This is a genomic window from Burkholderia sp. KJ006 (genome assembly GCF_000262695.1).
Classification (GTDB): domain Bacteria; phylum Pseudomonadota; class Gammaproteobacteria; order Burkholderiales; family Burkholderiaceae; genus Burkholderia; species Burkholderia vietnamiensis.
In genome coordinates this window covers 322,849-346,386 of sequence record NC_017921.1, presented here as the reverse complement: position 1 = coordinate 346,386, position 23,538 = coordinate 322,849, and the positions used below count along the sequence as shown (strand labels likewise).

Below are 23,538 nucleotides of genomic sequence, written 5' to 3'. Positions count from 1 at the left end.
AACTCGTCTATAAACCAAATTGTTTTGATTTGAGATCAATAATGAAGATCACGCTCGACGAACTCCAGGCCTTTGCTGCCGTGGTCGATACCGGCTCGATCACCGCTGCCGCGCAGCGGCTCGACCTGACCGTGTCGGCCGCGAGCCGTACGCTCGCGCGGCTCGAGGAGAAGCTCAAGACCACGCTGCTGCGCCGGACCACGCGCCGGCTCGAACTCACCGAGGAAGGGCGGGCGTTCCTGCAGGACGCGCGCGCGATCATCGAGTCCGTCGAGAATGCCGAGGAGCAGATGCTCGCGCGGCGCGAGATGCCGTCGGGGCGCTTACGCGTCGACGCGGCGACGCCGTTCATGCTGCACGTGATCGTGCCGCTCGTGCGCGGCTACCGCGAACGCTTTCCGAAGGTCGAACTGGAGTTGAACAGCAACGAGGGGATCATCGACCTGCTCGAGCGGCGCACCGACGTCGCGATCCGGATCGGCCGGCTCAAGGATTCGACGCTGCACAGCCGGCGCATCGGCAACAGCCGGCTGCGGATGCTCGCGAGCCCCGCGTACCTCGACGCGCATGGGCAGCCGCGCAAGGCCGACGAGCTGCGCAAGCACACGCTGCTCGGCTTCACGCAGCCGGAATCGCTGAACGTGTGGCCGATCCTCGGCGCGGACGGCGAGCCGACCCGCATCGAGCCGGCGATCTGGTCGTCGAGCGGCGAGACGCTGCGACAGCTCGCGCTCGACGGCGCGGGCATCGTCTGCCTGTCGGACTTCATGACCGCGCAGGATCGCGAGGCCGGGCGGCTCGTGCAGGTGCTGACGCGCCACACGCTCGACGTCGACCAGCCGATCAATGCGGTGTATTACCGCAACACCGCGATTTCGTCGCGGATCGCGTCGTTCGTCGATTACCTGATCGATGCGCTGCGCGGCGGCAGCGGCACCGGCAGCGAAGCGCCGGCGCGGCGCAAGGCCGCCTGGATGGGGCCGCTGTGACGGCGCGCCGCGCGCGTGCGCGGCGGGCCTGCCGGCGGGCGGCTTACGCCTCTTCGGACCACGACATGTTGTCGCGCGCGAGCAGCGCCGACGACGCGGCCGGCCCGAACGTGCCGGCCGTATAGAGGCGCGGGCGGTCGCCGAGCTGCTTCCAGCCGTCGAGGATGGGCTCGACCCACGACCACGCGGCTTCGAGCTCGTCGCGGCGCATGAAGTGCGTGAGGCGGCCGCGGATCACGTCGATCAGCAGCCGCTCGTATGCTTCCGCGCGCCGTTCCGGAATCGCCTGCTGCAGGTCGAGGTTCAGGCTCACGGGCACCATCTTCATTCCGCTGCCCGGTTCCTTCGCGAGCATCTGCAGCTGGATCGATTCCTCCGGCTGCAGCTGGATCACGAGGCGGTTGCTGTAGTGGCGCGGGCCGCTCGGGATGATCGAGAACGGCATGTCCGCGAATTCGATCACGATCTCCGACTGGCGGCGCTGCAGCCGCTTGCCGGTGCGCAGGAAGAACGGCACGTTCGCCCAGCGCCAGTTGTTGACGTACGCGCGCAGCGCCACGAACGTCTCGGCGTGGCTGTCGGCCGGCACGTTGTCTTCCTCGAGATAGCCCTTGACCGGCTGGCCGTCGACGGCGCCGGCCGTGTACTGGCCGCGCACCGTGTCGCGCGCGACGTCCGACAGCGCCATCGGCCGCAGCGAGCGCAGCACCTTGAGCTTCTCGTCACGCACCGCGTCCGGGTCGAGCGACACGGGCGGCTCCATCGCGACGATGCACAGCAGCTGCAGCAGGTGGTTCTGCACCATGTCGCGCAGCGCGCCGGTGTGGTCGTAGAAGCCCGCGCGGCTGCCCACACCGACCGTTTCCGCGACCGTGATCTGCACGCTGCGGATGCTCGGCGCCTGCCACAGCGGCCCGAAGATCGGATTGCCGAAGCGCAGCACCATCAGGTTCTGCACCGTCTCCTTGCCGAGGTAATGGTCGATCCGGTAGATCTGCGATTCCGCGAAATGCTTGCCGACCGCATCGTTGATCGCCTGCGCCGATGCGAGGTCGTGGCCGAGCGGCTTTTCGAGGACGACGCGCGAGCGCGCATCGACCAGATGCGCGGCCGACAGGTTGTCGCAGATCGTCGTGAACAGCTCCGGCGACGTCGACAGGTAGAACACGCGGATCGCGTCGCTACGCGCCGCTTCGCCGAGCCGCGCGTAGTCCTGCGGCGCGTTCACGTCGATCAGCACGTACTTGAAGAGGTCGAGGAAACGCGCCCAGGCATCGGCGTCGAACGCCTTCGCGTCGATGAACGGGCGCGACTGCTCGTCCATGAACTGGCGGTAGCCGTCGATGCCCCAGTCGCGGCGGCCGACCGCGATGATGCGCGTGTCCGGCGGCAGGTTGCAGTGCAGATGCGCCATGTAGAGCGCGGGCAGCAGTTTGCGGGCGGCCAGGTCGCCGCCGCCGCCGAAGATGATCATGTCGACGGGCTGCTCGGCTTCGGTCTGGTTGGGCTTGTTCGTCATGGAGGATTCGCGGTCTGAAACGGGTGAGCGTTGGAACGGACATCGAAGCACCGGCGCCGGTGGGTTGGCACGCCGATACGTGGAAACGCTAATAGTGCACGTTTTTGCTGCGGGATGTCTGCAGTGGGCGCGCTTGTAACAGCGCTTGCGTTTCATTCGTCGTCTTGATTATGATTGAGTGCTCACTCATTAAAGGATCCGAACGTGGCCCGTCCCCGCAGTCCCGACAAACAGGAGGCCATCCTTGCCGCCGCGGCGCGCGCGCTCGCGGAGGACGGCGCGAGTGCGACGACGGCGCGCATCGCCCGGCTCGCCGGCGTCGCGGAAGGCACGGTGTTCACCTATTTCGACAGCAAGGATGCGTTGCTGAACGCGCTGTATCTCGACCTGAAGGCCGGCATGCGCGACGCGATGATGACCGGCTTTCCGGAGCAGGCGCCGGCCGAGCAGGCGATGCGGCATGCCTGGAACGGCTATGTGTCGTGGGGCGTCGCGAACCCGGACGGGCGGCGCGCGCTGCAGCAGTTGATCGTGAGCGGACGTATCGACGACGCTCATCGTGCGGCCGGCGCCGAAGGCTTCGGCGCGGTGCATGCGCTGTTGCACGAGCACGCCGCCGCGTCGGGCGGCCTGCAGGCCGAGCATGCGCATGCGTTTCGCGCGTCGTTGTTTACGGCCATCGCCGAGACGGCGATGGAGTCGATTGCGCGCGAGCCGGCCGCGGCCGATGCGTACCGGGAGGCCGGGTTTCGCGCGCTCTGGGCGGTATTGCACGCGGTGTGAGCGCTCGCGCGGCGCGCCGGATCGGCGTGCGCAACCTGCGGGTGAAGCAATACGGCGCGGCCGGTTCGGTTCGGACCGGACGCCGCCGCGGTGACGAACACGGGCTCACGCAGCGTGATACAGGATGCAAGCGCCCGATGTAGCGTCGATATTAATGAGTGAGTAATCATTCATTGTGAACGGTTCAACGTTGGACGGGAGTCGAATATGTCGAAGGTGTGGATTGTGACCGGGGCCGCGCGCGGCCTGGGGCGCTCGATCGCGGAAGCGGTGCTGGCGGCGGGCGATCGGTTGGTGGCCGGAGTGCGCGATCCCGCGCGGCTGGCCGATTTGGCGGAACGTTACGGCGACCGCTTGCGAACGGTCGAGCTCGACGTGACGGACGAAGCCGCAGCCGCGCATGCGGCCGCTGTCGCGCGCGACGCGTTCGGTCGTATCGACGTGCTGGTGAACAACGCGGGCTACGGCCATACGGCGCCGTTCGAGCAGATGAGCGCCGAGCGGTTTCGCGACCAGATCGACACGAACCTGTTCGGCGTGATCAACCTCACGCGCGCGGTGCTGCCGACGATGCGCGCGCAGCGCTCGGGCCACATCTTCCAGGTATCGTCGGTCGGCGGCCGGACGGCCACGCCGGGCCTCTCGGCGTATCAGGCCGCGAAGTGGGCGGTCGGCGGGTTCAGCGATGTGCTCGCGAAGGAAGTTGCGCCGTTCGGCGTGCGCGTGTGCACGCTGGAGCCGGGCGGGATGCGAACCGAGTGGGCCGCGCAGGCGAAGCGTGAAGTCGACGCGCTGCTGCCCGACTATCAGCCGTCGGTCGGGAAAATGCTGGACATGCTGGGCTCGTATGGCGGCCGCGAAGTCGGCGACCCGGCCCGGATCGCGGCGCTGATCGTCGAGTTGTCGCGCCGCGACGACGTGCCGTTGCGCCTGCTGCTCGGCGCCGACGCGCTGTTCGTCTGCGAACAGGCCGAAACACAGCGCGCACAGGAGGCGGCGCGGTGGCGCGATACGACGTTGTCGACGATGTTCCCCGACGCGAAGCTGCCAGAGGGGCTGCACACGTTGAAGCAGGTCGGGTAGGCGGGCAAGCGCCGGTTTCGGCCGCGCGTCCTGCGGCTGCGCCGCTGCCGACATGACGCGTGCGGCGAACCGGACGGCGCAGCACGCGTCGGCTCGACCAACGGCCCGCGGCTGCGCCGCTGCCGGCCGGCGCATACGGCGAACGGCGCGGCAGCACGAGGCAGGCTGCGCCCGCGACGGCCCGCGCCGTCAACGCCCGAGAGCGTAGAACTGCGCGTTCGGGCGCATGTTGGTCACGTTCGCGAGGCGGTTCGACATGCCGAAGAACCCGGCGATCGCCGCGATGTCCCACGCGTCGTCGTCGCTGAAGCCGTGCGACTTCAGCGTGTCGAAGTCCGCTTCGCCCACTTCATGCGCGGCCTGCGAGACCTTCATCGCGAAGTCGAGCATCGCCTTCTGCCGCGCGGTGATGTCGGCCTTGCGGTAGTTCGTCGCGATCTGGTCGGCGATCAGCGGATCCTTCGCGCGGATGCGCAGGATCGCGCCGTGCGCGATCACGCAATACTGGCACTGGTTCGCGCTGCTGGTCGCGACGACGATCATCTCCCGGTCGGCCTTGGTGAGATTGCCGGGCTTGTCCATCAGTGCGTCGTGGTACGCGAAGAACGCGCGAAACTCGTCCGGGCGATGCGCGAGCGTGACGAACACGTTCGGGATGAAGCCCGACTTCTCCTGAACGGCGGCGATGCGTGCGCGAATGTCGTCGGGCAGATCGTCGAGCGCAGGCACGGGGAAGCGGCTGATGGGCGCGTGGTCGGCAGCGGTCATGGGGTCTCCTTGATAGTGGCGCGGTCGGGCGCGCTGCGCGTGCCGCCGGCCGGAACGTGAACGATAAACCGTTGGGCCGCGGCGTCAACGGCGTGCACGTGTCGGCCGCCGAGAGCCGTGTTTACCCTGATTAATAAACTTTATCGGGGTGAAAAATTCCGCATCTTATTGAACCGATATCGGCTCGTTATAGTGGCTCGCTTTCCCGCATGCCGCTCGCCGCGTGCGGGCTGACACGCAGACGCTCAGCAGGAGCCCGCTTGATGACCACCGATGTCCGCTTCACCGAAATCGACGACCTGATGCCCGCAGCCGCCGCGCTGCGCGAGATCCGCCATCACATCCACCATCATCCCGAGCTTGCTTACGAGGAGCACGAGACGGCCGCGCTGGTCGCGCACAAGCTCGAGCAGTGGGGCTGGCAAGTGACGCGCGGCGTCGGCGGGACGGGTGTGGTCGGCACGCTGCGCGTCGGCGACGGCGCGCGCAGCATCGGCATCCGCGCGGACATGGACGCGCTGCCGATCGTCGAGGCCACCGGCCTGCCGTATGCGAGCGGCACGCACGGCAAGATGCACGCATGCGGCCACGACGGCCACACGACGATGCTGCTCGGCGCCGCGCAGCAGCTCGCGAAGACGCGCAACTTCCGCGGCACGGTGCATCTGTATTTCCAGCCGGCGGAGGAGCACGGCGTCGACAGCGGCGCGAAGAAGATGATCGACGACGGCCTGTTCGAGCGCTTTCCGTGCGATGCGGTGTTCGGCATGCACAACCATCCGGGCGCGGCGCCCGGCGTGTTCCTCACGCGGCGCGGCCCGTTCATGTCGGCCGGCGACAAGGCGATCATCAAGATCGAGGGCGTCGGCGGCCATGCGGCGCGCCCGCATCTGACGGTCGACCCGGTGGTGGTCGCGGCGAGCATCGTGATGGCGCTGCAGACGATCGTCGCGCGCAACGTCGATCCGTCGCAGCCGGCGGTCGTCACGGTCGGCTCGATGCACGCGGGCACCGCCAACAACGTGATTCCGAGCGGCGCGCGGCTCGAACTGAGCGTGCGTTCGTTCAGCCCCGACGTGCGCGCGCTGCTCAAGCGCCGCATCGTCGAGCTGGCCGAGACGCAGGCGGCGAGCTACGGCGCGACGGCCGACGTCGAGTACATCGAAGGCTATCCGGTCGTCGTCAATACGGACGCCGAAACGGACTTCGCGGCGCAGGTCGCGCGCGAGCTGGTCGGCGACGCGCACGTCGTCGAGCAGGCCGACCTGCTGATGGGCAGCGAGGACTTCGCGTTCATGCTGCAGCAGCGGCCGGGCTCGTTCGTGCGGCTCGGCAACGGCGAAGGCGAAGACGGCTGCATGGTGCACAACCCGAAGTACGACTTCAACGATCGCAACCTGCCGATCGGCGCGGCCTTCTGGACGCGCCTCGTCGAGCGTTACCTCGCGCAGTGATCCCGGCCGCGGTGGCCGCGCGGCGCTTTCGGCCGCATTGTCAGGAGATTGAACGATGCAGAAAGATCCTCTCGCGCTGCACGCCGGAGCGGCCGGCGCCGCCGCGGTCCACACGCACGATGCACCGGCCGTCACGCAGCGCGGCGCGATCGCGGCGGCGGTGATCGGCAACTGGCTCGAATTCTTCGACTTCACCGTGTACGGCTTCTTCGCGGTGCTGATCGGCAGGCTGTTCTTCCCGTCGAGCGATCCGACCACGTCGCTGCTGCTGTCGGTCGCGACGTTCGCCGCCGGCTTCTTCACGCGGCCGCTGGGCAGCGTCGTGCTCGGCGTCTATGCGGACCGCAAGGGCCGTAAGGCCGCACTGAACCTGACGATCATGCTGATGGCGCTCGGCACCGGCCTGATCGCGATCGCGCCGACCTACGCGCAGGCCGGCGTCGCCGCGCCGCTGCTGATCGTCGTCGCGCGGCTGATGCAGGGCTTCTCGCAGGGCGGCGAGTTCGGCGCGGCGACCTCGACGCTGATCGAGCACGGCGGCACGTCGCGCCGCGCGTTTCGCGCCAGCTGGCAGCTCGCGACGCAAGGCGGCGCGGCGCTGATGGGCTCGGGCTTCGCGGCGCTGCTGTCGAACACGCTGACGAAGGACGCGCTCGAAGGCTGGGGCTGGCGTCTGCCGTTCTTCGCCGGCTTGCTGATCGCGCCGGTGGGGATGTACCTGCGCCGCCGCCTCGCCGACGACGCGCCGGGCGACCACCACCACGCGATCGAGCGCGGCGTGCTGCGCGAGCTGTTCTCGAAGCACGCGCGCACGGTGCTGCTACTGATGCTGACGGTGATGGGCGGCACGGTGTCGACCTACATCCTGACCTTCTACATGCCGACCTATGCGATCCATACGCTCGGCGTGCCGATGAAGCTGTCGATGTTCGTCGGCGTCGCGTCGGGCTGCGTGATGCTCGTCACGTGCCCGCTGTTCGGTTGGCTGTCGGACCGCCTCGGCAGCCGGCGCATGCCGATCTTCGTCGGGCGCGGCGTGCTGGTGCTGCAGCTGTTCCCCGCGTTCTGGCTGATGAACCACCATCCGACGCTGTCGGTGATCCTGCCGCTGACCGCGCTGATGCTGCTGTTCTATTCGCTGGGCTCGGCATCGGAAATGGCGCTGATGTGCGAATCGCTGCCGCGCCATGTGCGTGCGACCGGCATTTCGATCGCGTATGCGCTGGCGGTGACGATTTTCGGCGGCACCGCGCAACTGGTCGCGACCTGGCTCGTGAAGACGACCGGCAGCAAGCTCGCGCCGGCCGGCTATGTGGCCGCTTGTGTGGTGCTGTCGCTGATCGCGGTCGCGATGCTGCGCGAAACCGCGCGCGAGTCGATGGACTGAGGCGGCGCGCGGCCGCTCGGGCCGCGCGATGTCGCGCCATGTCGTGCGATGGTCTTCGGTTCGGACGGCATCGCGCGTGAGGTGCGCGCATTGCGTCTAACCGCGCCTCGCGACGAGTTCCGACACCGTCTGCGCCGCCTGCTGCAGCGGCCCCAGAAACTCCTTCACCATCTGCTTCGCGGTATGCCGCTGCGCGTTGCCGCTGATGTTCATCGCGGCGATCACCTGCCCGCGGCGGTTGCGGATCGGCGCGGAAATCGACATCAGCCCGACCTCGAGCTCCTGGTCGACCACGGCCCAGCCCTGCTGGCGCACCTGCGCGATCGCGGCCTTCAGTTCGCCGAGGTCGGTGAGTGTGCGCGGCGTGTGCGCGCGAATGTTGCTCTGCGCGAGCGTGTCGTCGAGCGTCGCATCGTCGAGCGCGGACAACAGCACGCGGCCCATCGACGTGCAGTACGCGGGCAGGCGGCTGCCGATCGACAGGTTGATGGTCATGATCTTGTGGGTCGGCACGCGCAGCACGTAGACGATCTCGGTGCGATCGAGCACCGCTGCCGAGCAGCTCTCGTGGATCTGTGCGGACAACTGCTCCATCACCGGATCGGCGAGATTCCAGAACGGCATCGACGTCAGGTACGCGAAGCCTAGCTCGAGGATCTTCGGCGTGAGCCGGAACAGCCGGCCGTCGGCCTCGACGTAACCGAGCGTCTGCAGCGTCAGCAGGATGCGGCGCGCGCCCGCGCGCGTGAGCCCGGCGGCCGCCGCGACCTCGGTGAGCGTCTGCTCGGGGCGCTGCGCATCGAAGGCGCGGATCACCGCGAGGCCGCGCGCAAACGACTGCACATAGGAGTCGCCGGGTTTCGTCTGGATGTCTTCGGTGGTCATGAACGGTCGGATTGTCGTGCAGCCGAGAAGATAGCGCATGGGGCCCGGCACGCCAACCGCACCGCGGCGCGCGCGCTTGACAGCGCATCCCCGCACTCCCTATGATGCGGAAATCGTTCGATACACGATCTTATGTTCGTATAAAGAACATTTAAGCGCATCCCGGCGGGCAAGGCAAGGGGCGCGTTGCAGTTATTTCCCAGCGTTGCATGAGACCGGAGACACCGATGACCGAAGCTTTTTTGTGTGATGCGATCCGTACCCCGATCGGCCGTTACGGCGGCGCGCTGTCGGGCGTGCGTGCCGACGACCTCGGCGCGGTGCCGCTGAAGGCGCTCGTCGAGCGCAACCGCGACGTCGACTGGACGGCGCTCGACGACGTGATCTACGGCTGCGCGAACCAGGCCGGCGAGGACAACCGCAACGTCGCGCGCATGTCGGCGCTGCTGGCCGGCCTGCCCGACGGCGTGCCCGGTTCGACGATCAACCGGCTGTGCGGATCGGGCATGGACGCGGTCGGCGTGGCCGCGCGCGCGATCAAGTCGGGCGAGGCCGCGCTGATGGTAGCGGGCGGCGTCGAAAGCATGACGCGTGCGCCGTTCGTGATGGGCAAGGCCGCCAGCGCGTTCGCGCGCCAGGCCGACATCTACGACACGACGATCGGGTGGCGCTTCGTCAATCCGCTGATGAAGCAGCTGCACGGTGTCGATTCGATGCCGGAGACGGCCGAGAACGTCGCGGTCGATTACAACGTCAGCCGCGCCGACCAGGATCTGTTCGCGCTGCGCAGCCAGCAGAAGGCCGCGCGTGCGCAGCAGGACGGCACGCTCGCCGCGGAAATCGTCCCGGTGACGATTCCGCAGAAGAAGGGCGATCCGGTCGTGTTTTCGCGCGACGAGCATCCGCGCGAAACGTCGCTCGACGTGCTCGCCAAGCTGAAGGGCGTCGTGCGTCCCGACGGCTCGGTGACGGCCGGCAACGCGTCGGGCGTCAACGACGGCGCGGCCGCGCTGCTGCTCGCCAACGAAGCGAGCGCGAAGCGCTTCGGGCTGACGCCGCGCGCCCGCGTGCTCGGCATCGCGACGGCCGGCGTGGCGCCGCGCGTGATGGGCATCGGCCCGGCGCCCGCCACGCAGAAGCTGCTCGCGCGGCTCGGGATGACGATCGGCCAGTTCGACGTGATCGAGCTGAACGAGGCGTTCGCGTCGCAGGGGCTCGCGGTGCTGCGCATGCTCGGCGTCGCCGACGACGATCCGCGCGTGAATCCGAACGGCGGCGCGATCGCGCTCGGCCATCCGCTCGGCGCATCGGGCGCGCGCCTCGTGACGACCGCGATGTACCAGCTGCATCGCACCAACGGCCGCTTCGCGCTGTGCACGATGTGCATCGGCGTCGGCCAGGGCATCGCGATCGCGATCGAGCGCGTCTAAGCGCGCAATGCGGCGCGGCGCGGCCCGCCGCGCGCGTAGCCTTTCCTCGACGATGTGGCCGGCACGACGCGCGCGTGCCGGCCACATCGTCATTCGGCCGGCGAATGCTGCGCGATGCGCGCGGCGAGCGCGTCGATCTCGGTGTCCGCGAATACCTCGACGCCATGCGCGCGCAGCAAGGCCGCCGTCACGCCGGCGCCCGGATGCCGACGCCCCGCAAAATTCCCGTCATGAATGAAGCGGCTGCCGCACGACGGACTGCCGTCCGCGAGCAGCGCGAAGCGGCAATCGTGCGCGCGGGCCAGCGCGAGCGCGGCTTGTGCGCCGCAGACGAACTGCGCGGTCAGATCGGTCCCATGCACGTCGACGATCCGTGCGGCGCCGGCGAGCACGCGCTGGCCCGATGCGCCGTCGGCGATCTCGGCGGGCGGCCGCGGCACGCCCAGCCCGCCGGCGAGCTCCGGGCAGACGAGCACCAGCCGCCCGTCGCGCTGCCAGCGCGCGAGCGCGTCATGCGCGCTGCGCTTGGCTGCGCCGTCGTAGCGGACGGGATGCCCGAGCAGGCACATGCTGACGAGGATCTTCGGCGTGGCCGCTTGTTGCTCCGTGTGCTGCACGGTCGTTCTCCAGGTTCGCGTCGAGCGCTGCGCGCACGTCCGCATCGTTTTGCGGTTTGCAATGGTCGATGGGACCGCTGCATTGACGGCGCTGCGTGCACACCGTTCAGGCATCGCCTCGGCGCCGGTTATTTCCAGATTGTTTGATTGAAATCATATTTAGCGTCGAATTCGATATTTTGTGTCGATCAGGCCTAAGGTTTTGCCGCTAGTTGCCGTCAGCAGGGGACGATACCGTCGTAAAGCGATCAACCGTTTTCCGGCTACTGAGCGCGATTCCGCGCCCGCGCGGGCCCCCAATCCGGACCCGCTCTTCGGAGCCCTCCATGCGCAACAACCAGCCCGTCACCCAACAAGAATTCGATTTCCCCGACGACGTCACGCTGATGTCGACGACCGATGCCGACAGCATCATCACATATGCGAACACAACGTTTGCGTATGTGAGCGGTTTCTCCACCGACGAACTCGTCGGCCAGCCGCACAACATCGTGCGCCATCCGGACATGCCGAAGGAGGCATTCGCCGACATGTGGGCGACGCTGAAGAACGGCGAGCCGTGGACGGCGCTCGTCAAGAATCGCCGCAACAACGGCGACCACTATTGGGTGCGCGCGAACGCGGTGCCGGTGATGCGCAACGGCGCGCCGCACGGCTACATGTCGGTGCGCACGAAGGCGCCGCGCGACGAGATCGCGGGCACCGAGGCGCTGTATCGCGCATTCCGCGAAGGCAAGGCCGGCAGCCGCCGTTTCCATAAGGGCCTGGTCGTGCGCACCGGGCTGATGCGCATCGTCTCGCTGCCGCAAACGATGTCGGTGCGCGCGCGCGTTCACTCGGCGTTGGCCGTGCTGGCGCCGGTCGTGATCGGCACGGGCTGGGCGTGCGGGCTCGGCGGCGGCGCGCTGGCGGCGCTTACGGCCGTGACGGCCGGCGCGTCGGTGGCCGCCGGGCTGTGGCTCGATGCGCAGATCGTGCAGCCGCTGAAGCGGCTGCACGATCAGGCGCTGAACGTCGCGACCGGCGCAAGCCGCCGCGGCGTGGCGATGAACCGCGTCGACGAGATCGGCATGACGCTGCGCACGATCAACCAGTTGGGGCTGATGTTCCGCTGGCTGGTCGACGACGTCAGCGAGCAGGTCCACAACGTACAGCGCGCGAGCAACGAGATCGCGCAAGGCAACAACGACTTGAGCGCACGCACCGAGCAGGCCGCGTCGAGCGTGCAGGAGACCGCCGCGTCGATGGCCGAGATGACGGCCACCGTGTCGAGCAACGCGGAGACGGCGCTGCAGGCGAACCAGCTGTCGGTGTCGGCGAGCGAGGCGGCCGAGCGCGGCGGGCAAGCGGTCAGCGAAGTCGTCATGACGATGAACGACATTACCGCGAGTTCGCGCAAGATCGCCGACATCATCGGCGTGATCGACGGGATCGCCTTCCAGACCAACATCCTCGCGCTGAACGCGGCCGTCGAAGCGGCGCGCGCCGGCGAGCAGGGGCGCGGCTTCGCGGTGGTGGCGGGCGAGGTGCGCGCGCTTGCGCAGCGCAGCGCGAACGCGGCGAAGGAAATCAAGACGCTGATCGGCGCGAGCGTCGAGCGCGTCGAGTCGGGCTCGCGCATCGTCGACGGCGCGGGCAAGACGATGGAAGACATCGTCGCGCAGGTCAAACGCGTGTCGGATCTGATCGCGGAGATCAGCTCGTCGACGGCCGAGCAAAGCACGGGCGTCGCGCAGGTCGATCAGGCGGTCGTGCATCTGGACAACATCACGCAGCAGAACGCGGCACTGGTGGAGCAGAGCGCGGCGGCGTCGGAGAGCCTGAAGCAGCAGGCGATGCGGCTGGTCGACGCGGTGAACGTGTTCCGCTGATCGCGCAGGCGCGCTTGCCGGTGCATGTGCATCGTATGGCCGTCGGCCCGCTCAGGCCGCGGTCATGCGATTCGATCCAGTGCAAAAAATGAGAGAGATTCGCATTCTGGATATCGAATCGATTCGTCGATTCGCGTGACCGGCGATTATCGAATAATCGGATGATTGGGCTCCGAACGATTTGCCTGACGAATTTTTCGATTTACGTATGAATCAAGGATTCGGCAAAGGCGCGTGAAGCGGAATTAATGCGAATTTACCCTTGGGCGGCATAAGGTTTTCGCCAGATTTGCCGAAAGCGCAGGAGTCTGATTGACCGAATGCGGCGCGAGCGCGCTGCATCCGGCCTCGATCCTATTCACGAGCGGACGCAAGATCCGCCACCAGGAACCTCATACCATGCGCAATAACCAGCCTGTCACGCAACGCGAATTCGAGTTTCCCGATGACGCGACGCTGATGTCGACCACCGACGCCAACAGCTACATCCAGTACGCGAACGCGGCGTTCATTCAGGTCAGCGGATTTTCTCCGGAAGAAATCGAAGGTCAGCCGCACAACGTCGTGCGCCATCCGGACATGCCGAAGGAGGCATTCGCCGACATGTGGGCGACGCTGAAGAACGGCGAGCCATGGACGGCGCTCGTGAAGAACCGCCGCAAGAACGGCGATCACTACTGGGTGCGTTCGAATACGGTGCCGGTGATGCGCAACGGCCAGGCGACCGGCTACATGTCGGTGCGCACGAAGGCGTCGCGCGACGAGATCGCGGCCGCCGACGAGCTGTACCGCGCGTTCCGCGAAGGCAACGCCGGCAGTCGCCGCTTCCATAAGGGCCTGGTCGTGCGCACCGGGCTGATGCGCGTCGCGTCGCTGTTCCAGACGATGTCGGTGCGCGCGCGGCTGCATGCGACGCTCGGCGTGCTGGCGCCCGTCGTGGTCGGCGCCGGCTGGGCGTGCGGCCTCGGCGGCGGCGCGCTGGCCGGGTTTGCGGCGGTGACGGCCGGCGCGTCGCTGATCGCCGGGCTGTGGCTCGACGCGCAGATCGCGCGTCCACTGATCCAGTTGCGCGACCAGGCGCTGCGGGTGGCGACCGGCGAGAGCCGTAGCGGCGTGGCGATGAACCGCGTCGACGAGATCGGCATGACGCTGCGCACGATCAACCAGCTCGGGCTGATGTTCCGCTGGCTGGTGGACGACGTCAGCGAGCAGGTGCACAACGTGCAGCGCGCGAGCAACGAGATCGCGCAGGGCAACAACGACTTGAGCGCGCGCACCGAACAGGCGTCGACCAGCGTCCAGCAGACGGCCGCGTCGATGGCCGAGATGACGGCCACCGTGTCGAGCAACGCGGAGACGGCGCTGCAGGCCAACCAGCTGTCGGTGTCGGCGAGCGAGGCGGCCATGCGCGGCGGGCAGGCGGTCAACGAAGTGGTCGCGACGATGAACGACATCACCGCGAGTTCGCACAAGATCGCCGACATCATCGGCGTGATCGACGGGATCGCGTTCCAGACCAACATCCTCGCGCTGAACGCGGCGGTCGAAGCGGCGCGTGCCGGCGATCAGGGCCGCGGCTTCGCGGTCGTCGCGGGCGAGGTGCGCGCGCTTGCGCAGCGCAGCGCGAACGCGGCGAAGGAGATCAAGGCGCTGATCGGCGCGAGCGTCGAGCGGGTGGAGTCGGGCTCGCGCATCGTCGACGGCGCGGGCAAGACGATGGAGGACATCGTCGCGCAGGTCAAACGCGTGTCGGACCTGATCGCGGAGATCAGCTCGTCGACGGCCGAGCAAAGCACGGGCGTCGCGCAGGTCGATCAGGCGGTCGTGCATCTGGACAACATCACGCAGCAGAACGCGGCGCTGGTGGAGCAGAGCGCGGCGGCGTCGGAGAGCCTGAAGCAGCAGGCGACGCGGCTGGTGGATGCGGTGAACGTGTTTCGTTGAGCGCGCAGGCGCGCACGAGGAGGTGACGCGGGCACGGCGGAGAGGGGACGCCGGCCCGCGTCGTGACCGCCCGGTTCCGGCCGGGCGGTCAGGGCCTGCCGCTTGCGCGACAGGCCCGAACCGTCAGACGGCCAGGCAGAGGTACTTGATGACCACGTAGTCGTCGATGCCGTAGTGCGAGCCTTCGCGGCCGAGGCCCGACTGCTTGACGCCGCCGAACGGCGCGACCTCGTTCGAGATGAGGCCCGTGTTCACGCCGACCATCCCGTATTCGAGCGCCTCGGCGACCTTCCACACGCGGCCGATGTCACGGCTGTAGAAGTACGCGGCCAGGCCGAATTCGGTGTCGTTCGCGAGGCGGATCACCTCGTCGTCGCTGCCGAACTTGAACAGCGGCGCGAGCGGCCCGAAGGTTTCTTCCTTCGCGACCTTCATCGCCGGCGTGACGCCGGTCAGCACGGTCGGCTCGAAGAAGCCGTGGCCGAGCGCATGGCGCTTGCCGCCCGTGACGACGGTGGCGCCCTTCGCGAGCGCGTCCTCGATGTGCGCCTCGACCTTCAGCACGGCCGCTTCGTTGATCAGCGGCCCCTGCGTGACGCCCGGCTCCGTGCCGCGCCCGACCTTCAGCTGGCCGACCGCCGCCGCGAGCTTCTGCGCGAACGCGTCGTACACGGCTTCGTGCACGTAGAAGCGGTTCGTGCAGACGCAGGTCTGGCCGCTGTTGCGGTACTTCGATGCGATCGCGCCCTGCACGGCCGCGTCGAGATCGGCATCGTCGAACACGATGAACGGCGCGTTGCCGCCGAGCTCGAGCGACACTTTCTTGACCGTCGCCGCGCATTGCGACATCAGCAGGCGGCCGACCGGCGTCGAGCCGGTGAACGACAGCTTGCGCACGATCGGGTTCGACGTCAGTTCGCCGCCGATCGCCTTCGGGTCGCCGGTGACCACGCTGAACACGCCGGCCGGCACGCCCGCGCGCTCGGCCAGCACGGCCATCGCGAGCGCCGAGAACGGCGTCGCCTCGGCCGGCTTCACGACGATCGGGCAACCTGCGGCGAGCGCCGGGCCGACCTTGCGCGTGATCATCGCCGCCGGGAAGTTCCACGGCGTGATCGCCGCGCACACGCCGATCGCTTCCTTCGTCACGACGATGCGCTTGTCGCTCGCCGGCGTCGGGATCGTGTCGCCGTACACGCGCTTGCCTTCCTCGGCGAACCACTCGAGGAACGACGCCGCGTAGCCGATCTCACCCTTCGCTTCGGCCAGCGACTTGCCCTGTTCGGTCGTCAGGATCAGCGCGAGATCGTCGGCGTTCTCCATCATCAGGTCGTGCCACTTGCGCAGGATCGCCGCGCGTTCCTTCGCGGTCTTCTTGCGCCACGCCGGCCAGGCGGCGTTGGCGGCGTCGATCGCCTGACGCGTCTCGGCCGCGCCCATCGCCGGCACGGTGCCGAGCAGGCCGCCGGTGGCCGGATTGCGGACCTCGAACGACTCGCCGTTCGCCGCGGATTGCCATTCGCCGTTGATGTACGCCTGCTGGCGCAACAGCGACGGATCTTTCAGTGCCAGGTTTTCCGTGCTCATATTGAATAGCCTGCGTTGAAGATGAAACGGCCGCTGCCGTCGGTACGACGGCAGCGGCGCATTCGGTTGACGGGAACTCAGGCCGGTACGCCGACCGTTTCCTTCAGCACTTCCTCGAGGATCGTGAGCGCTTCGTCGAACACGGCCTGCGGAATCGTCAGCGGGAACAGGAAGCGCACGACGTTCGAGTACACGCCGCACACGAGCAGCAGCAGACCGCGCTCGAGCGCACGCGCCTGCACGCGCTTCGTGAAGTCGGCGTCGGGCTCGCCCGTGGCCGGGTTCACGAACTCGACCGCGACCATCGCGCCCGGACCGCGCACGTCGGCGATCGGTGCGATGTCGGCGCGCAGCGCGTTCAGCTTCGCCTTCAGCGCGTCGCCCAGTTGCGTCGCGCGTTCGCACAGCTTCTCTTCGTCGATGATGTCGAGCACCGCGTGCGCCGACGCGACGGCGAGCGGGTTGCCCGCGTACGTGCCGCCGAGGCCGCCGGGCGCTGCCGCGTCCATCACGTCCGCACGGCCGACGACGCCCGACAGCGGCATGCCGCCCGCGAGGCTCTTGGCCATCGTGATCAGGTCGGCCAGCACGTCGTACTGCTGCATCGCGAACAGCTTGCCGGTACGCGCGAAGCCCGTCTGCACTTCGTCGGCGATCAGCATGATGCCGTGCTCGTTACAGATCTTGCGCAGTGCGCGCACGAAGTCGGCCGGCGCCGGGTTGAAGCCGCCTTCGCCCTGGACCGGTTCGAAGATGATCGCGGCGACGCGCTTCGGATCGATGTCGGCCTTGAACAGCATCTCGATCGCCTTGATCGAGTCGGCCGTCGTCACGCCGTGCAGCGGGTTCGGGTACGGTGCGTGGAACACGTCGCCCGGGAACGGACCGAAGTTCAGCTTGTACGGTGCGACCTTGCCGGTCAGCGCCATGCCCATCATCGTGCGGCCGTGGAACCCGCCGGCGAACGCGATGACGCCCGGACGGCCGGTTGCCGCACGCGCGATCTTGATCGCGTTTTCGACGGCTTCGGCGCCGGTCGTGAAGAACGCCGTCTTTTTCGGGTAGTCGCCCGGTGCGCGCGCGTTGATCTTTTCAGCCAGCTCGACGTACGACGCGTACGGGACGATCTGGTAAGCGGTGTGCGTGAAGCAGTTCAGCTGGTCGGCGATCGCCTTGACGATCTTCGGGTGGCGGTGGCCCGTGTTCAGCACGGCGATGCCGGCGGCGAAATCGATGAAGCGGCGGCCCTCGACGTCCCACAGCTCCGCGTTTTCGGCGCGGGCGGCGTAGAAATCGCACATCACGCCGACGCCGCGCGGGGTGGCGGCGTTCTTGCGGGCATGCAGGTCGGCATTCTTCACGGTCAGCTCCTTGATGTTGTGTCCGGTGAGGTAAAAATCGGCCGCGTTGGCAGCCCATGGAGGCGACTATAATCACATTTGGCTCCGGCAATCAGAGCCATTTCAATAAATATTCAGGAGCCAATCATGCGCGCAAGCGTGTTGTCGGACTGGCTGGCGCAGCGCCTCGTGCGCGGCAGCGAGCAGCCCATCTACCGGCAGCTGCACCGGCTGCTGCAGCAGGCGATCCTGTCGCGCGAGCTGCCGGCCGGCACGCGCGTGCCGTCGTCGCGGCTGCTCGCGGCCGAGCTGGGCATCGCGCGCAACACGGTCACGCAGGTGTACGAACAGCTGGCGCTCGAAGGCTACGTGCATTCGGCGACGGGGCGCGGCACGTTCGTCGCCGACAGCGCGCCGGACGAAATCGTCGGCGCGCCGCTCGAGGCGGGCGCGAGCCCGGCGGTGGCGGCCTCGCCGGCGCGGCGGCTGTCGGCGCGCGGCACGCGGCTCGTCGAAGGCGCGGGCGTGTCGAAGCGCCAGGGCGGCGCGTTCATGCCGGGCGTGCCCGACGTGTCGCGCTTTCCGGCGCGTGTCTGGACCCGGCTGCACAACAAGTACTGGCGGCGCCTGCGCCCCGATCTGCTGACCTACGCGCCGGGCGGCGGCCTCGCGCTGCTGCGCGAGGCGCTGGCCGACTATCTGCGCACGTCGCGCTCGGTGCGCTGCACGCCCGAGCAGATCGTGATCACCACGGGGATCCACCAGTCGATCGACCTCGCGGTGCGCGTGCTGACCGATCCGGGCGACGTGATCTGGACCGAGGACCCGTGCTACTGGGGCGTGCGCAGCGTGCTGAACGTGTCGGGGCTGACCACCCGGCCGATTGCGGTGGACGACGAAGGAATCGCGCCGTCGGCCGACGATCTCGCCGAGCCGCCGAAGCTGATGCTGGTCACGCCGTCGCACCAGTATCCGCTCGGCATGGTGATGAGCCTCGCGCGCCGCCGCATGCTGCTCGAATACGCGCGCCAGCACGGCTGCTGGATCATCGAGGACGACTACGACAGCGAATTCCGCTACGGCAGCCGTCCGCTCGCGTCGTTGCAGGGGCTCGATACGGCCGGGCAGGTGATCTACGTCGGCAGCTTCGGCAAGACGCTGTTTCCGGGGCTGCGGGTCGGCTATCTGGTCGCGCCCGAGCCGCTCGCGGAGAGCTTCGCGACCGCGAGCGCCGAGCTGTACCGCGAAGGGCAGCTGCTGCAGCAGGCGGTGCTGGCCGAGTTCATCGCGGACGGGCATTTCGTTTCGCATATCCGCAAGATGCGCACGCTGTACGGACAGCGCCGCGAAGTGCTGCTCGACGCGGTCGCGCGACGCTATGGCGACACGCTGCACGCGCTCGGCAGCGATGCGGGGCTGCATCTCGTCACGCGGCTGCCCGACGGCGCCGACGATCGCGCGGTCGCGCAGGCCGCGCTGGAGCGCAACATCGTCGTGCGGCCGCTGTCCGGCTATTACGCGCAACCGGAGCGCGCGGCATCGGGTTTGCTGCTCGGCTATGCGTGCGTGCCGGAGGACGAGATCGCGACCGCGTTCGCGAAGCTCGCGGAAGCGATCGACGAGCGGGCGTTCGACGGGGTCGTTGCGGCGGCTTGATGGGGAGTGGGCGTGTGGTGGCGTGGTCGCGACCGGAGGCGGCCGCGTCGTAGGACACGTGCGACGCGACGGTGAACGCGTGACACGCCCGTGTCGTAGCCGAGGCGCCGCGTCGGACCATGCGGTTTGCCCGGTTCGCCCGGTTCGTGCCGACTTCGCGGTTTGCGCCGACGTGGACCGCGGCGCACGCATTCCATCCCGCATCCGGATATCGCGCGTGCTCGCGCGGAATTGTCGATAATGGAACGTTGTTATTCACCGGATACCGACGATGACCGAAGCCACCCTCACTCCGCCCGCCGTTCCGCGCCTGACGAGCCTGTCGCACGGCGGCGGCTGCGGCTGCAAGATCGCGCCGGGCGTGTTGTCCGAGCTGCTGAAGCGGGCCACGCCGCCCGCGTTGTTTCCCGATCTGCTGGTCGGCACCGAAACCTCCGACGACGCGGCCGTCTACCGATTGAACGACGAGCAGGCGATCGTCGCGACCACCGACTTTTTCATGCCGATCGTCGACGATCCGTTCGACTTCGGCCGCATCGCCGCGACCAATGCGCTGTCCGACGTCTACGCGATGGGCGGCAAGCCGATCCTCGCGCTCGCGCTGGTCGGCATGCCGATCAACGTGCTGCCGCACGAGACGATCGCGGCCGTGCTGCGCGGCGGCGAAGCCGTGTGCGCGGAAGCGGGCATTCCGGTGGCGGGCGGCCATTCGATCGATTCGGTCGAGCCGATCTACGGGCTCGCCGCGATCGGCGTCGTGCATCCGTCGCGCGTGAAGCGCAACGCGGCTGCGCGCGCGGGCGACGTGCTCGTGCTCGGCAAGCCGCTCGGCGTCGGCGTGCTGTCCGCCGCGCTGAAGAAGAATCAGCTCGACGCCGCCGGCTACGCGCAGATGGTCGCGACGACCACCAAGCTGAACCGGCCGGGCGCCGAACTCGCGGCATTGCCGGACGTGCACGCGCTGACCGACGTCACCGGTTTCGGTTTGCTCGGCCACACGCTCGAGCTGGCGCGCGGCGCGGGGCTGACCGCGCGCGTGCATTACGCGTCGCTGCCGTGGCTGGCGGGCGTCGAGGCGTTCGTCGCCGACGGCGTGTTCACCGGCGCGTCGGGACGCAACTGGGCCGCGTATGGCGCCGACGTGCGGCTCGCCGACAACCTGCCGCCCGTCGCGCAGGCGCTGCTCACCGATCCGCAGACGTCGGGCGGGCTGCTGGTCGCGTGCGCGCCGGAAGCCGTCGACGACGTGCTCGCGTGCTTCCGCGCCGACGGCTTCGACCGTGCGGCCGTGATCGGCGAGATGGTGGACGGGGCGTCGCGCGTCGAGGTCGCGTGACGCGGGTTTCGATCGCCCGGGATCTTCGCCGCTCGTGGTTTCAATCGCGCGGTGGTGATCGGCGAGAGGGTGGACGGGCCGTGGAGAGTCGACATCGTGTGACGCAGATTTCGATCGCACACGATCGTCGCCGCGCGTCGCAATCGACGGCGCGTATCGACAGCCGTCGCGGGCGATGAACGATTTCCTGTTCGGGCTGACGGTCGCGCTGTCGGTCGGCCCCGTCGCGCTGATGATCGCGAACCATGCGCTGCGCGCCGGCATGGCGAGCGGTGTGCGCGCGGCGGCGGGCGTCGCGACGGCCGACGGTTGCTATGCGATTGCCGCGTTCACGATCGGCGCGATGCTCGCGCACACGCTCGCGTTGCATCGTGCGCAGTTTCGTCTGGTCGGCGCGCTCGTGTTGCTCGCAATGGGCGCACGCATGCTGTGGCACGCGCTGAAAGACCGGCGCCGCACGCTCGACGGCGCCGCGCCGCCGCCGGGCACACGGCCGTTCACGTCGATGTTCTTCGTCACGCTCGCGAATCCGCTGACCATCCTGCTGTTCTACGGCTATGCGGCCGCGGCGGCCGGCGCGCACCGGCACTGGCTGCTCGGGGCGGCGTGCGTGTTTGCCGGCAGTCTCGTCGGCCAGCTCGTGTTCGCGTTCGGCGGCAGCGCGATCGCGCGCGTCGTGAAGTCGCCGCGATGGCTCGCGGCGAGCCACGTGCTTGCTGCGCTGGTCGTGCTTGCTTATGGCGTCGCGGGGATCGTCCGCGCGTAGCGGGGCCGGGACGGTCGTCGAAGCCTCGGCCGCTCAGGAATGCCTGCATGCCGTGGCACGCGGCCTCGTAGCGATTCTCAGTGTCGGTCGCAGCGGCGTGCGGCGATTACGGCGCGAACGCGCTGATCCGCGCAACCGGCAACCGGCGTAATCAGCGTAATCAGCGTTATCGGCACCTTCAATCACCCCGCGCCACTCCCCCCCAACCCCCCGTTTCGTAGTCGGGTTCCGCATCGCAGACCCGCGTTCTATACTCGGTCGCGCAGTCTCCGACAGCCGTTCTCACCCAACATCATCGAAACAAGGAACGCCGATGCTGACTCGCTCCATTCTTTCCGCAGCCGCCTTCTCGCTCGCCGCCTGTGCGACCGCGCCGTCGATCGCGCAGGACCATCAGCGCGACGACGCAGGCAACGCGGCCACGACGGCCAACGCTGCATTCGCCGAGACCGCGGCACAGGGCCGCCCGGTCAAGGTCATGATCATCACGATGTTCGGTCCGGAGGGCCAGGCGTGGCTCGACCGGCTCGGCCCGTGGCGCGACGTCGCGGTGCCGGGCCTGTCGCCCGACTATCCGGTCGTCCACTGCAACCGGCAGGACGTCTGCGTGGTGACGACCGGCATGGGCTACGCGAACGCATCGGCGACGATCATGGCGCTCACGTTCTCGCCGCGCTTCGACCTGCGCCGCACCTACTTCCTCGTGTCCGGCATCGCGGGCGTCGACCCCGCGCAGGGCACGGTCGGTTCCGCGGCGTGGTCGAAATACCTCGTCGATTTCAGCCTGCAGTGGGAGCTCGACGCGCGCGAGATTCCCGCCGGCTGGAACACCGGCTTTCTCGGCATCAACACGAAGAGCCCGAACGACAAGCCGCCGCTCGACTACCGCACCGAAGTGTTCCAGCTCAACGCGCAGCTGACCGATGCCGCCTATGCGCTGTCGCGCAACGTCGTGCTTGCCGACAGCGCGCAGGCGCAGGCCGCGCGCGCGAAGTTCACGTATGCGCCGGCGAACCGGCCGCCGACGGTGATCCAGTGCGACACGTCGTCGGGCAATACGTGGTTCTCGGGCACGCTGATCGGCGAGCGCGCGCGTCAATGGACCAAGATCCTCACCGACGGCAAGGGCACCTACTGCATGACCGCGCAGGAAGACAACGCGACGTACGAGGCGCTCAAGCGCGCGGCGAGCGTGAAGCGCGTCGACCTGTCGCGCGTCGCCGTGCTGCGCACCGGCTCCGACTTCGACCGCCCGTATGCGGGCCAGACGAGCGCCGACAACCTGCTGAACTACGCGGATCAGGGCGGCTTCGCGCCCGCGACGGAAAACCTCTATCGCGCGGGCAATCCGCTCGTGCAGGACATCGTCACGCACTGGGGCGAATGGCGCGACGGCGTGCCGCGTCGATGACGCACCGGCGCTCGCATCGGCGCGTGACGGACGCGTTCAGTGCGGTTGCGACGACGAACGAAACGGCGTCCAGACGGGCGTCGTGTCGTCCCAATGATCGAGCGGCGAAGGAAGTTGATCGTTCATCACGGACTCCTGCAACTGACTGACGTGTGTCGGGTTCGCGACGCCGCGCGACGGACGATCCGTCGCGCGGCGTCATGCGTTTACCGGCCTGCGCCGGCGAGCTGGTTGCCTTCGGGCGTCGGGCGATACGGGCCTTGCGCGAGCTCGACACCTTGCGGATACGAATTCACCTTGCGCAGGTATGCGAGCGTGCCGTCGCGGCGTGCCTGTTCGACTTCCGCATTGACTTCGGCGCGCGTGCGCGGGCCGTTGCTCGGCTGCGTGTACGACGCGCCGGCGTAGTTGGCGGCTTGCGGCGCATTGGTATCGGCGAATGCCGGCGCGGACACGGCGAGTGCGAGTGCGATGGCGGAGAGAAGATGGCGGCGGTTCATGACGTAACTCCTGTGTTGGTCGGAGTTGGCGCAAGAGCGCTCGCTCCGGTCCCGTCGAACGGGATGTTGGATGCGCAACGATGTGCGCGACAGGGTTAACTCTAGGTGTGTGTCCCGGCGCGATAAATGCAGCTGATGCGAATTGAATTGTCGCGATGCTGGAACAATCGCGATCCGTCACGGCCGCACGGCGCTGCCGGAATCGCGCACAG

General features: G+C 68.3%; 19 protein-coding genes. 12 read left to right on the top strand and 7 right to left on the bottom strand.

The features are described from left to right. Positions 1-41: 41 nt before the first annotated feature. Entirely contained in the window at positions 42-989 is a 948-nt protein-coding gene (locus tag MYA_RS15655) for a LysR family transcriptional regulator (protein ID WP_014724107.1), read from the top strand. 43 nt (positions 990-1,032) lie between these two features. Here MYA_RS15655 and zwf read toward each other — a convergent pair whose 3' ends face one another. Further along, complete coding sequence (zwf, locus tag MYA_RS15650) at positions 1,033-2,508, bottom strand: glucose-6-phosphate dehydrogenase (protein ID WP_011880949.1); 1,476 nt, start codon at positions 2,506-2,508, stop codon at positions 1,033-1,035. 204 nt (positions 2,509-2,712) lie between these two features. Between zwf and MYA_RS15645 the strand changes: the two genes are divergently transcribed. Beyond that, a complete protein-coding gene (locus MYA_RS15645) occupies positions 2,713-3,291 on the top strand; it encodes a TetR/AcrR family transcriptional regulator (RefSeq protein ID WP_014724106.1) in 579 nt (192 codons plus the stop codon). 207 nt (positions 3,292-3,498) lie between these two features. Continuing rightward, the gene (locus MYA_RS15640) at positions 3,499-4,374 is read left to right on the top strand and encodes an SDR family NAD(P)-dependent oxidoreductase (RefSeq protein ID WP_041494007.1); all 876 of its coding nucleotides are present in this window, start codon (positions 3,499-3,501) and stop codon (positions 4,372-4,374) included. A 189-nt stretch (positions 4,375-4,563) separates the two neighbouring features. Here MYA_RS15640 and MYA_RS15635 read toward each other — a convergent pair whose 3' ends face one another. Then, on the bottom strand, positions 4,564-5,142 hold the full coding sequence (locus tag MYA_RS15635; protein WP_014724103.1) for a peroxidase-related enzyme: 579 nt from the start codon (positions 5,140-5,142) through the stop codon (positions 4,564-4,566). 263 nt (positions 5,143-5,405) lie between these two features. On the opposite strand from MYA_RS15635, the gene MYA_RS15630 reads away from it, so the two are divergent. Further along, positions 5,406-6,596, top strand: coding sequence for a M20 aminoacylase family protein (locus MYA_RS15630; protein WP_014724102.1), 1,191 nt, complete (start codon positions 5,406-5,408; stop codon positions 6,594-6,596). 55 nt (positions 6,597-6,651) lie between these two features. Continuing rightward, positions 6,652-7,983: an MFS transporter gene (locus tag MYA_RS15625; RefSeq protein ID WP_014724101.1), complete on the top strand. Its 1,332-nt coding sequence runs from the start codon at positions 6,652-6,654 to the stop codon at positions 7,981-7,983. A 96-nt stretch (positions 7,984-8,079) separates the two neighbouring features. Here MYA_RS15625 and MYA_RS15620 read toward each other — a convergent pair whose 3' ends face one another. Next, the gene (locus tag MYA_RS15620; protein ID WP_014724100.1) at positions 8,080-8,868 is read right to left on the bottom strand and encodes an IclR family transcriptional regulator; all 789 of its coding nucleotides are present in this window, start codon (positions 8,866-8,868) and stop codon (positions 8,080-8,082) included. A gap of 227 nt (positions 8,869-9,095) precedes the next feature. On the opposite strand from MYA_RS15620, the gene pcaF reads away from it, so the two are divergent. Next, positions 9,096-10,298, top strand: coding sequence for a 3-oxoadipyl-CoA thiolase (pcaF, locus tag MYA_RS15615; RefSeq protein WP_014724098.1), 1,203 nt, complete (start codon positions 9,096-9,098; stop codon positions 10,296-10,298). 89 nt (positions 10,299-10,387) lie between these two features. On the opposite strand, the gene MYA_RS15610 is transcribed toward pcaF, so the two are convergent. Then, entirely contained in the window at positions 10,388-10,867 is a 480-nt protein-coding gene (locus tag MYA_RS15610; protein ID WP_050991240.1) for a DUF523 domain-containing protein, read from the bottom strand. Positions 10,868-11,241: 374 nt separating this feature from the next. On the opposite strand from MYA_RS15610, the gene MYA_RS15605 reads away from it, so the two are divergent. After that, the gene (locus tag MYA_RS15605; RefSeq protein WP_014724095.1) at positions 11,242-12,786 is read left to right on the top strand and encodes a methyl-accepting chemotaxis protein; all 1,545 of its coding nucleotides are present in this window, start codon (positions 11,242-11,244) and stop codon (positions 12,784-12,786) included. Positions 12,787-13,185: 399 nt separating this feature from the next. Next, complete coding sequence (locus tag MYA_RS15600) at positions 13,186-14,730, top strand: methyl-accepting chemotaxis protein (protein ID WP_041494235.1); 1,545 nt, start codon at positions 13,186-13,188, stop codon at positions 14,728-14,730. Positions 14,731-14,853: 123 nt separating this feature from the next. Here the strand turns inward: MYA_RS15600 and gabD are convergent, their stop codons facing one another. Together gabD and MYA_RS15590 are read right to left on the bottom strand one after the other, a co-directional pair. Continuing rightward, positions 14,854-16,317, bottom strand: a complete 1,464-nt coding sequence (gene gabD, locus MYA_RS15595) for an NADP-dependent succinate-semialdehyde dehydrogenase (protein ID WP_011880938.1) — start codon at positions 16,315-16,317, stop codon at positions 14,854-14,856. Positions 16,318-16,394: 77 nt separating this feature from the next. Continuing rightward, complete coding sequence (locus MYA_RS15590; protein ID WP_011880937.1) at positions 16,395-17,678, bottom strand: 4-aminobutyrate--2-oxoglutarate transaminase; 1,284 nt, start codon at positions 17,676-17,678, stop codon at positions 16,395-16,397. Positions 17,679-17,804: 126 nt separating this feature from the next. Between MYA_RS15590 and pdxR the strand changes: the two genes are divergently transcribed. From pdxR to MYA_RS15570, 4 genes are all read left to right on the top strand, one after another. Beyond that, positions 17,805-19,313, top strand: coding sequence for a MocR-like pyridoxine biosynthesis transcription factor PdxR (gene pdxR, locus MYA_RS15585; RefSeq protein ID WP_014724093.1), 1,509 nt, complete (start codon positions 17,805-17,807; stop codon positions 19,311-19,313). Between the two features lie 271 nt (positions 19,314-19,584). Next, entirely contained in the window at positions 19,585-20,649 is a 1,065-nt protein-coding gene (gene selD, locus MYA_RS15580) for a selenide, water dikinase SelD (protein ID WP_014724092.1), read from the top strand. Between the two features lie 175 nt (positions 20,650-20,824). Continuing rightward, a complete protein-coding gene (locus tag MYA_RS15575) occupies positions 20,825-21,415 on the top strand; it encodes a LysE family translocator (protein WP_014724091.1) in 591 nt (196 codons plus the stop codon). Positions 21,416-21,728: 313 nt separating this feature from the next. Next, positions 21,729-22,826 (top strand): purine-nucleoside phosphorylase, encoded by a 1,098-nt coding sequence (locus MYA_RS15570; RefSeq protein ID WP_011880933.1) that lies wholly within the window; start codon positions 21,729-21,731, stop codon positions 22,824-22,826. Positions 22,827-23,032: 206 nt separating this feature from the next. Here MYA_RS15570 and MYA_RS15565 read toward each other — a convergent pair whose 3' ends face one another. After that, entirely contained in the window at positions 23,033-23,326 is a 294-nt protein-coding gene (locus tag MYA_RS15565; protein WP_011880932.1) for a DUF4148 domain-containing protein, read from the bottom strand. Positions 23,327-23,538: the final 212 nt, after the last annotated feature.

Excerpts from the sequence above, each read along its gene's own strand:
- MYA_RS15655 (WP_014724107.1), top strand. The coding sequence starts at position 42 with ATGAAGATCACGCTCGACGAACTCCAGGCCTTTGCTGCCGTGGTCGAT.
- zwf (WP_011880949.1), bottom strand. The coding sequence starts at position 2,508 with ATGACGAACAAGCCCAACCAGACCGAAGCCGAGCAGCCCGTCGACATG.
- MYA_RS15640 (WP_041494007.1), top strand. The coding sequence starts at position 3,499 with ATGTCGAAGGTGTGGATTGTGACCGGGGCCGCGCGCGGCCTGGGGCGC.
- MYA_RS15635 (WP_014724103.1), bottom strand. The coding sequence starts at position 5,142 with ATGACCGCTGCCGACCACGCGCCCATCAGCCGCTTCCCCGTGCCTGCG.
- MYA_RS15630 (WP_014724102.1), top strand. The coding sequence starts at position 5,406 with ATGACCACCGATGTCCGCTTCACCGAAATCGACGACCTGATGCCCGCA.
- MYA_RS15625 (WP_014724101.1), top strand. The coding sequence starts at position 6,652 with ATGCAGAAAGATCCTCTCGCGCTGCACGCCGGAGCGGCCGGCGCCGCC.
- MYA_RS15620 (WP_014724100.1), bottom strand. The coding sequence starts at position 8,868 with ATGACCACCGAAGACATCCAGACGAAACCCGGCGACTCCTATGTGCAG.
- pcaF (WP_014724098.1), top strand. The coding sequence starts at position 9,096 with ATGACCGAAGCTTTTTTGTGTGATGCGATCCGTACCCCGATCGGCCGT.
- MYA_RS15610 (WP_050991240.1), bottom strand. The coding sequence starts at position 10,867 with ATGTGCCTGCTCGGGCATCCCGTCCGCTACGACGGCGCAGCCAAGCGC.
- MYA_RS15605 (WP_014724095.1), top strand. The coding sequence starts at position 11,242 with ATGCGCAACAACCAGCCCGTCACCCAACAAGAATTCGATTTCCCCGAC.
- MYA_RS15600 (WP_041494235.1), top strand. The coding sequence starts at position 13,186 with ATGCGCAATAACCAGCCTGTCACGCAACGCGAATTCGAGTTTCCCGAT.
- gabD (WP_011880938.1), bottom strand. The coding sequence starts at position 16,317 with ATGAGCACGGAAAACCTGGCACTGAAAGATCCGTCGCTGTTGCGCCAG.
- pdxR (WP_014724093.1), top strand. The coding sequence starts at position 17,805 with ATGCGCGCAAGCGTGTTGTCGGACTGGCTGGCGCAGCGCCTCGTGCGC.
- selD (WP_014724092.1), top strand. The coding sequence starts at position 19,585 with ATGACCGAAGCCACCCTCACTCCGCCCGCCGTTCCGCGCCTGACGAGC.
- MYA_RS15575 (WP_014724091.1), top strand. The coding sequence starts at position 20,825 with ATGAACGATTTCCTGTTCGGGCTGACGGTCGCGCTGTCGGTCGGCCCC.
- MYA_RS15570 (WP_011880933.1), top strand. The coding sequence starts at position 21,729 with ATGCTGACTCGCTCCATTCTTTCCGCAGCCGCCTTCTCGCTCGCCGCC.
- MYA_RS15565 (WP_011880932.1), bottom strand. The coding sequence starts at position 23,326 with ATGAACCGCCGCCATCTTCTCTCCGCCATCGCACTCGCACTCGCCGTG.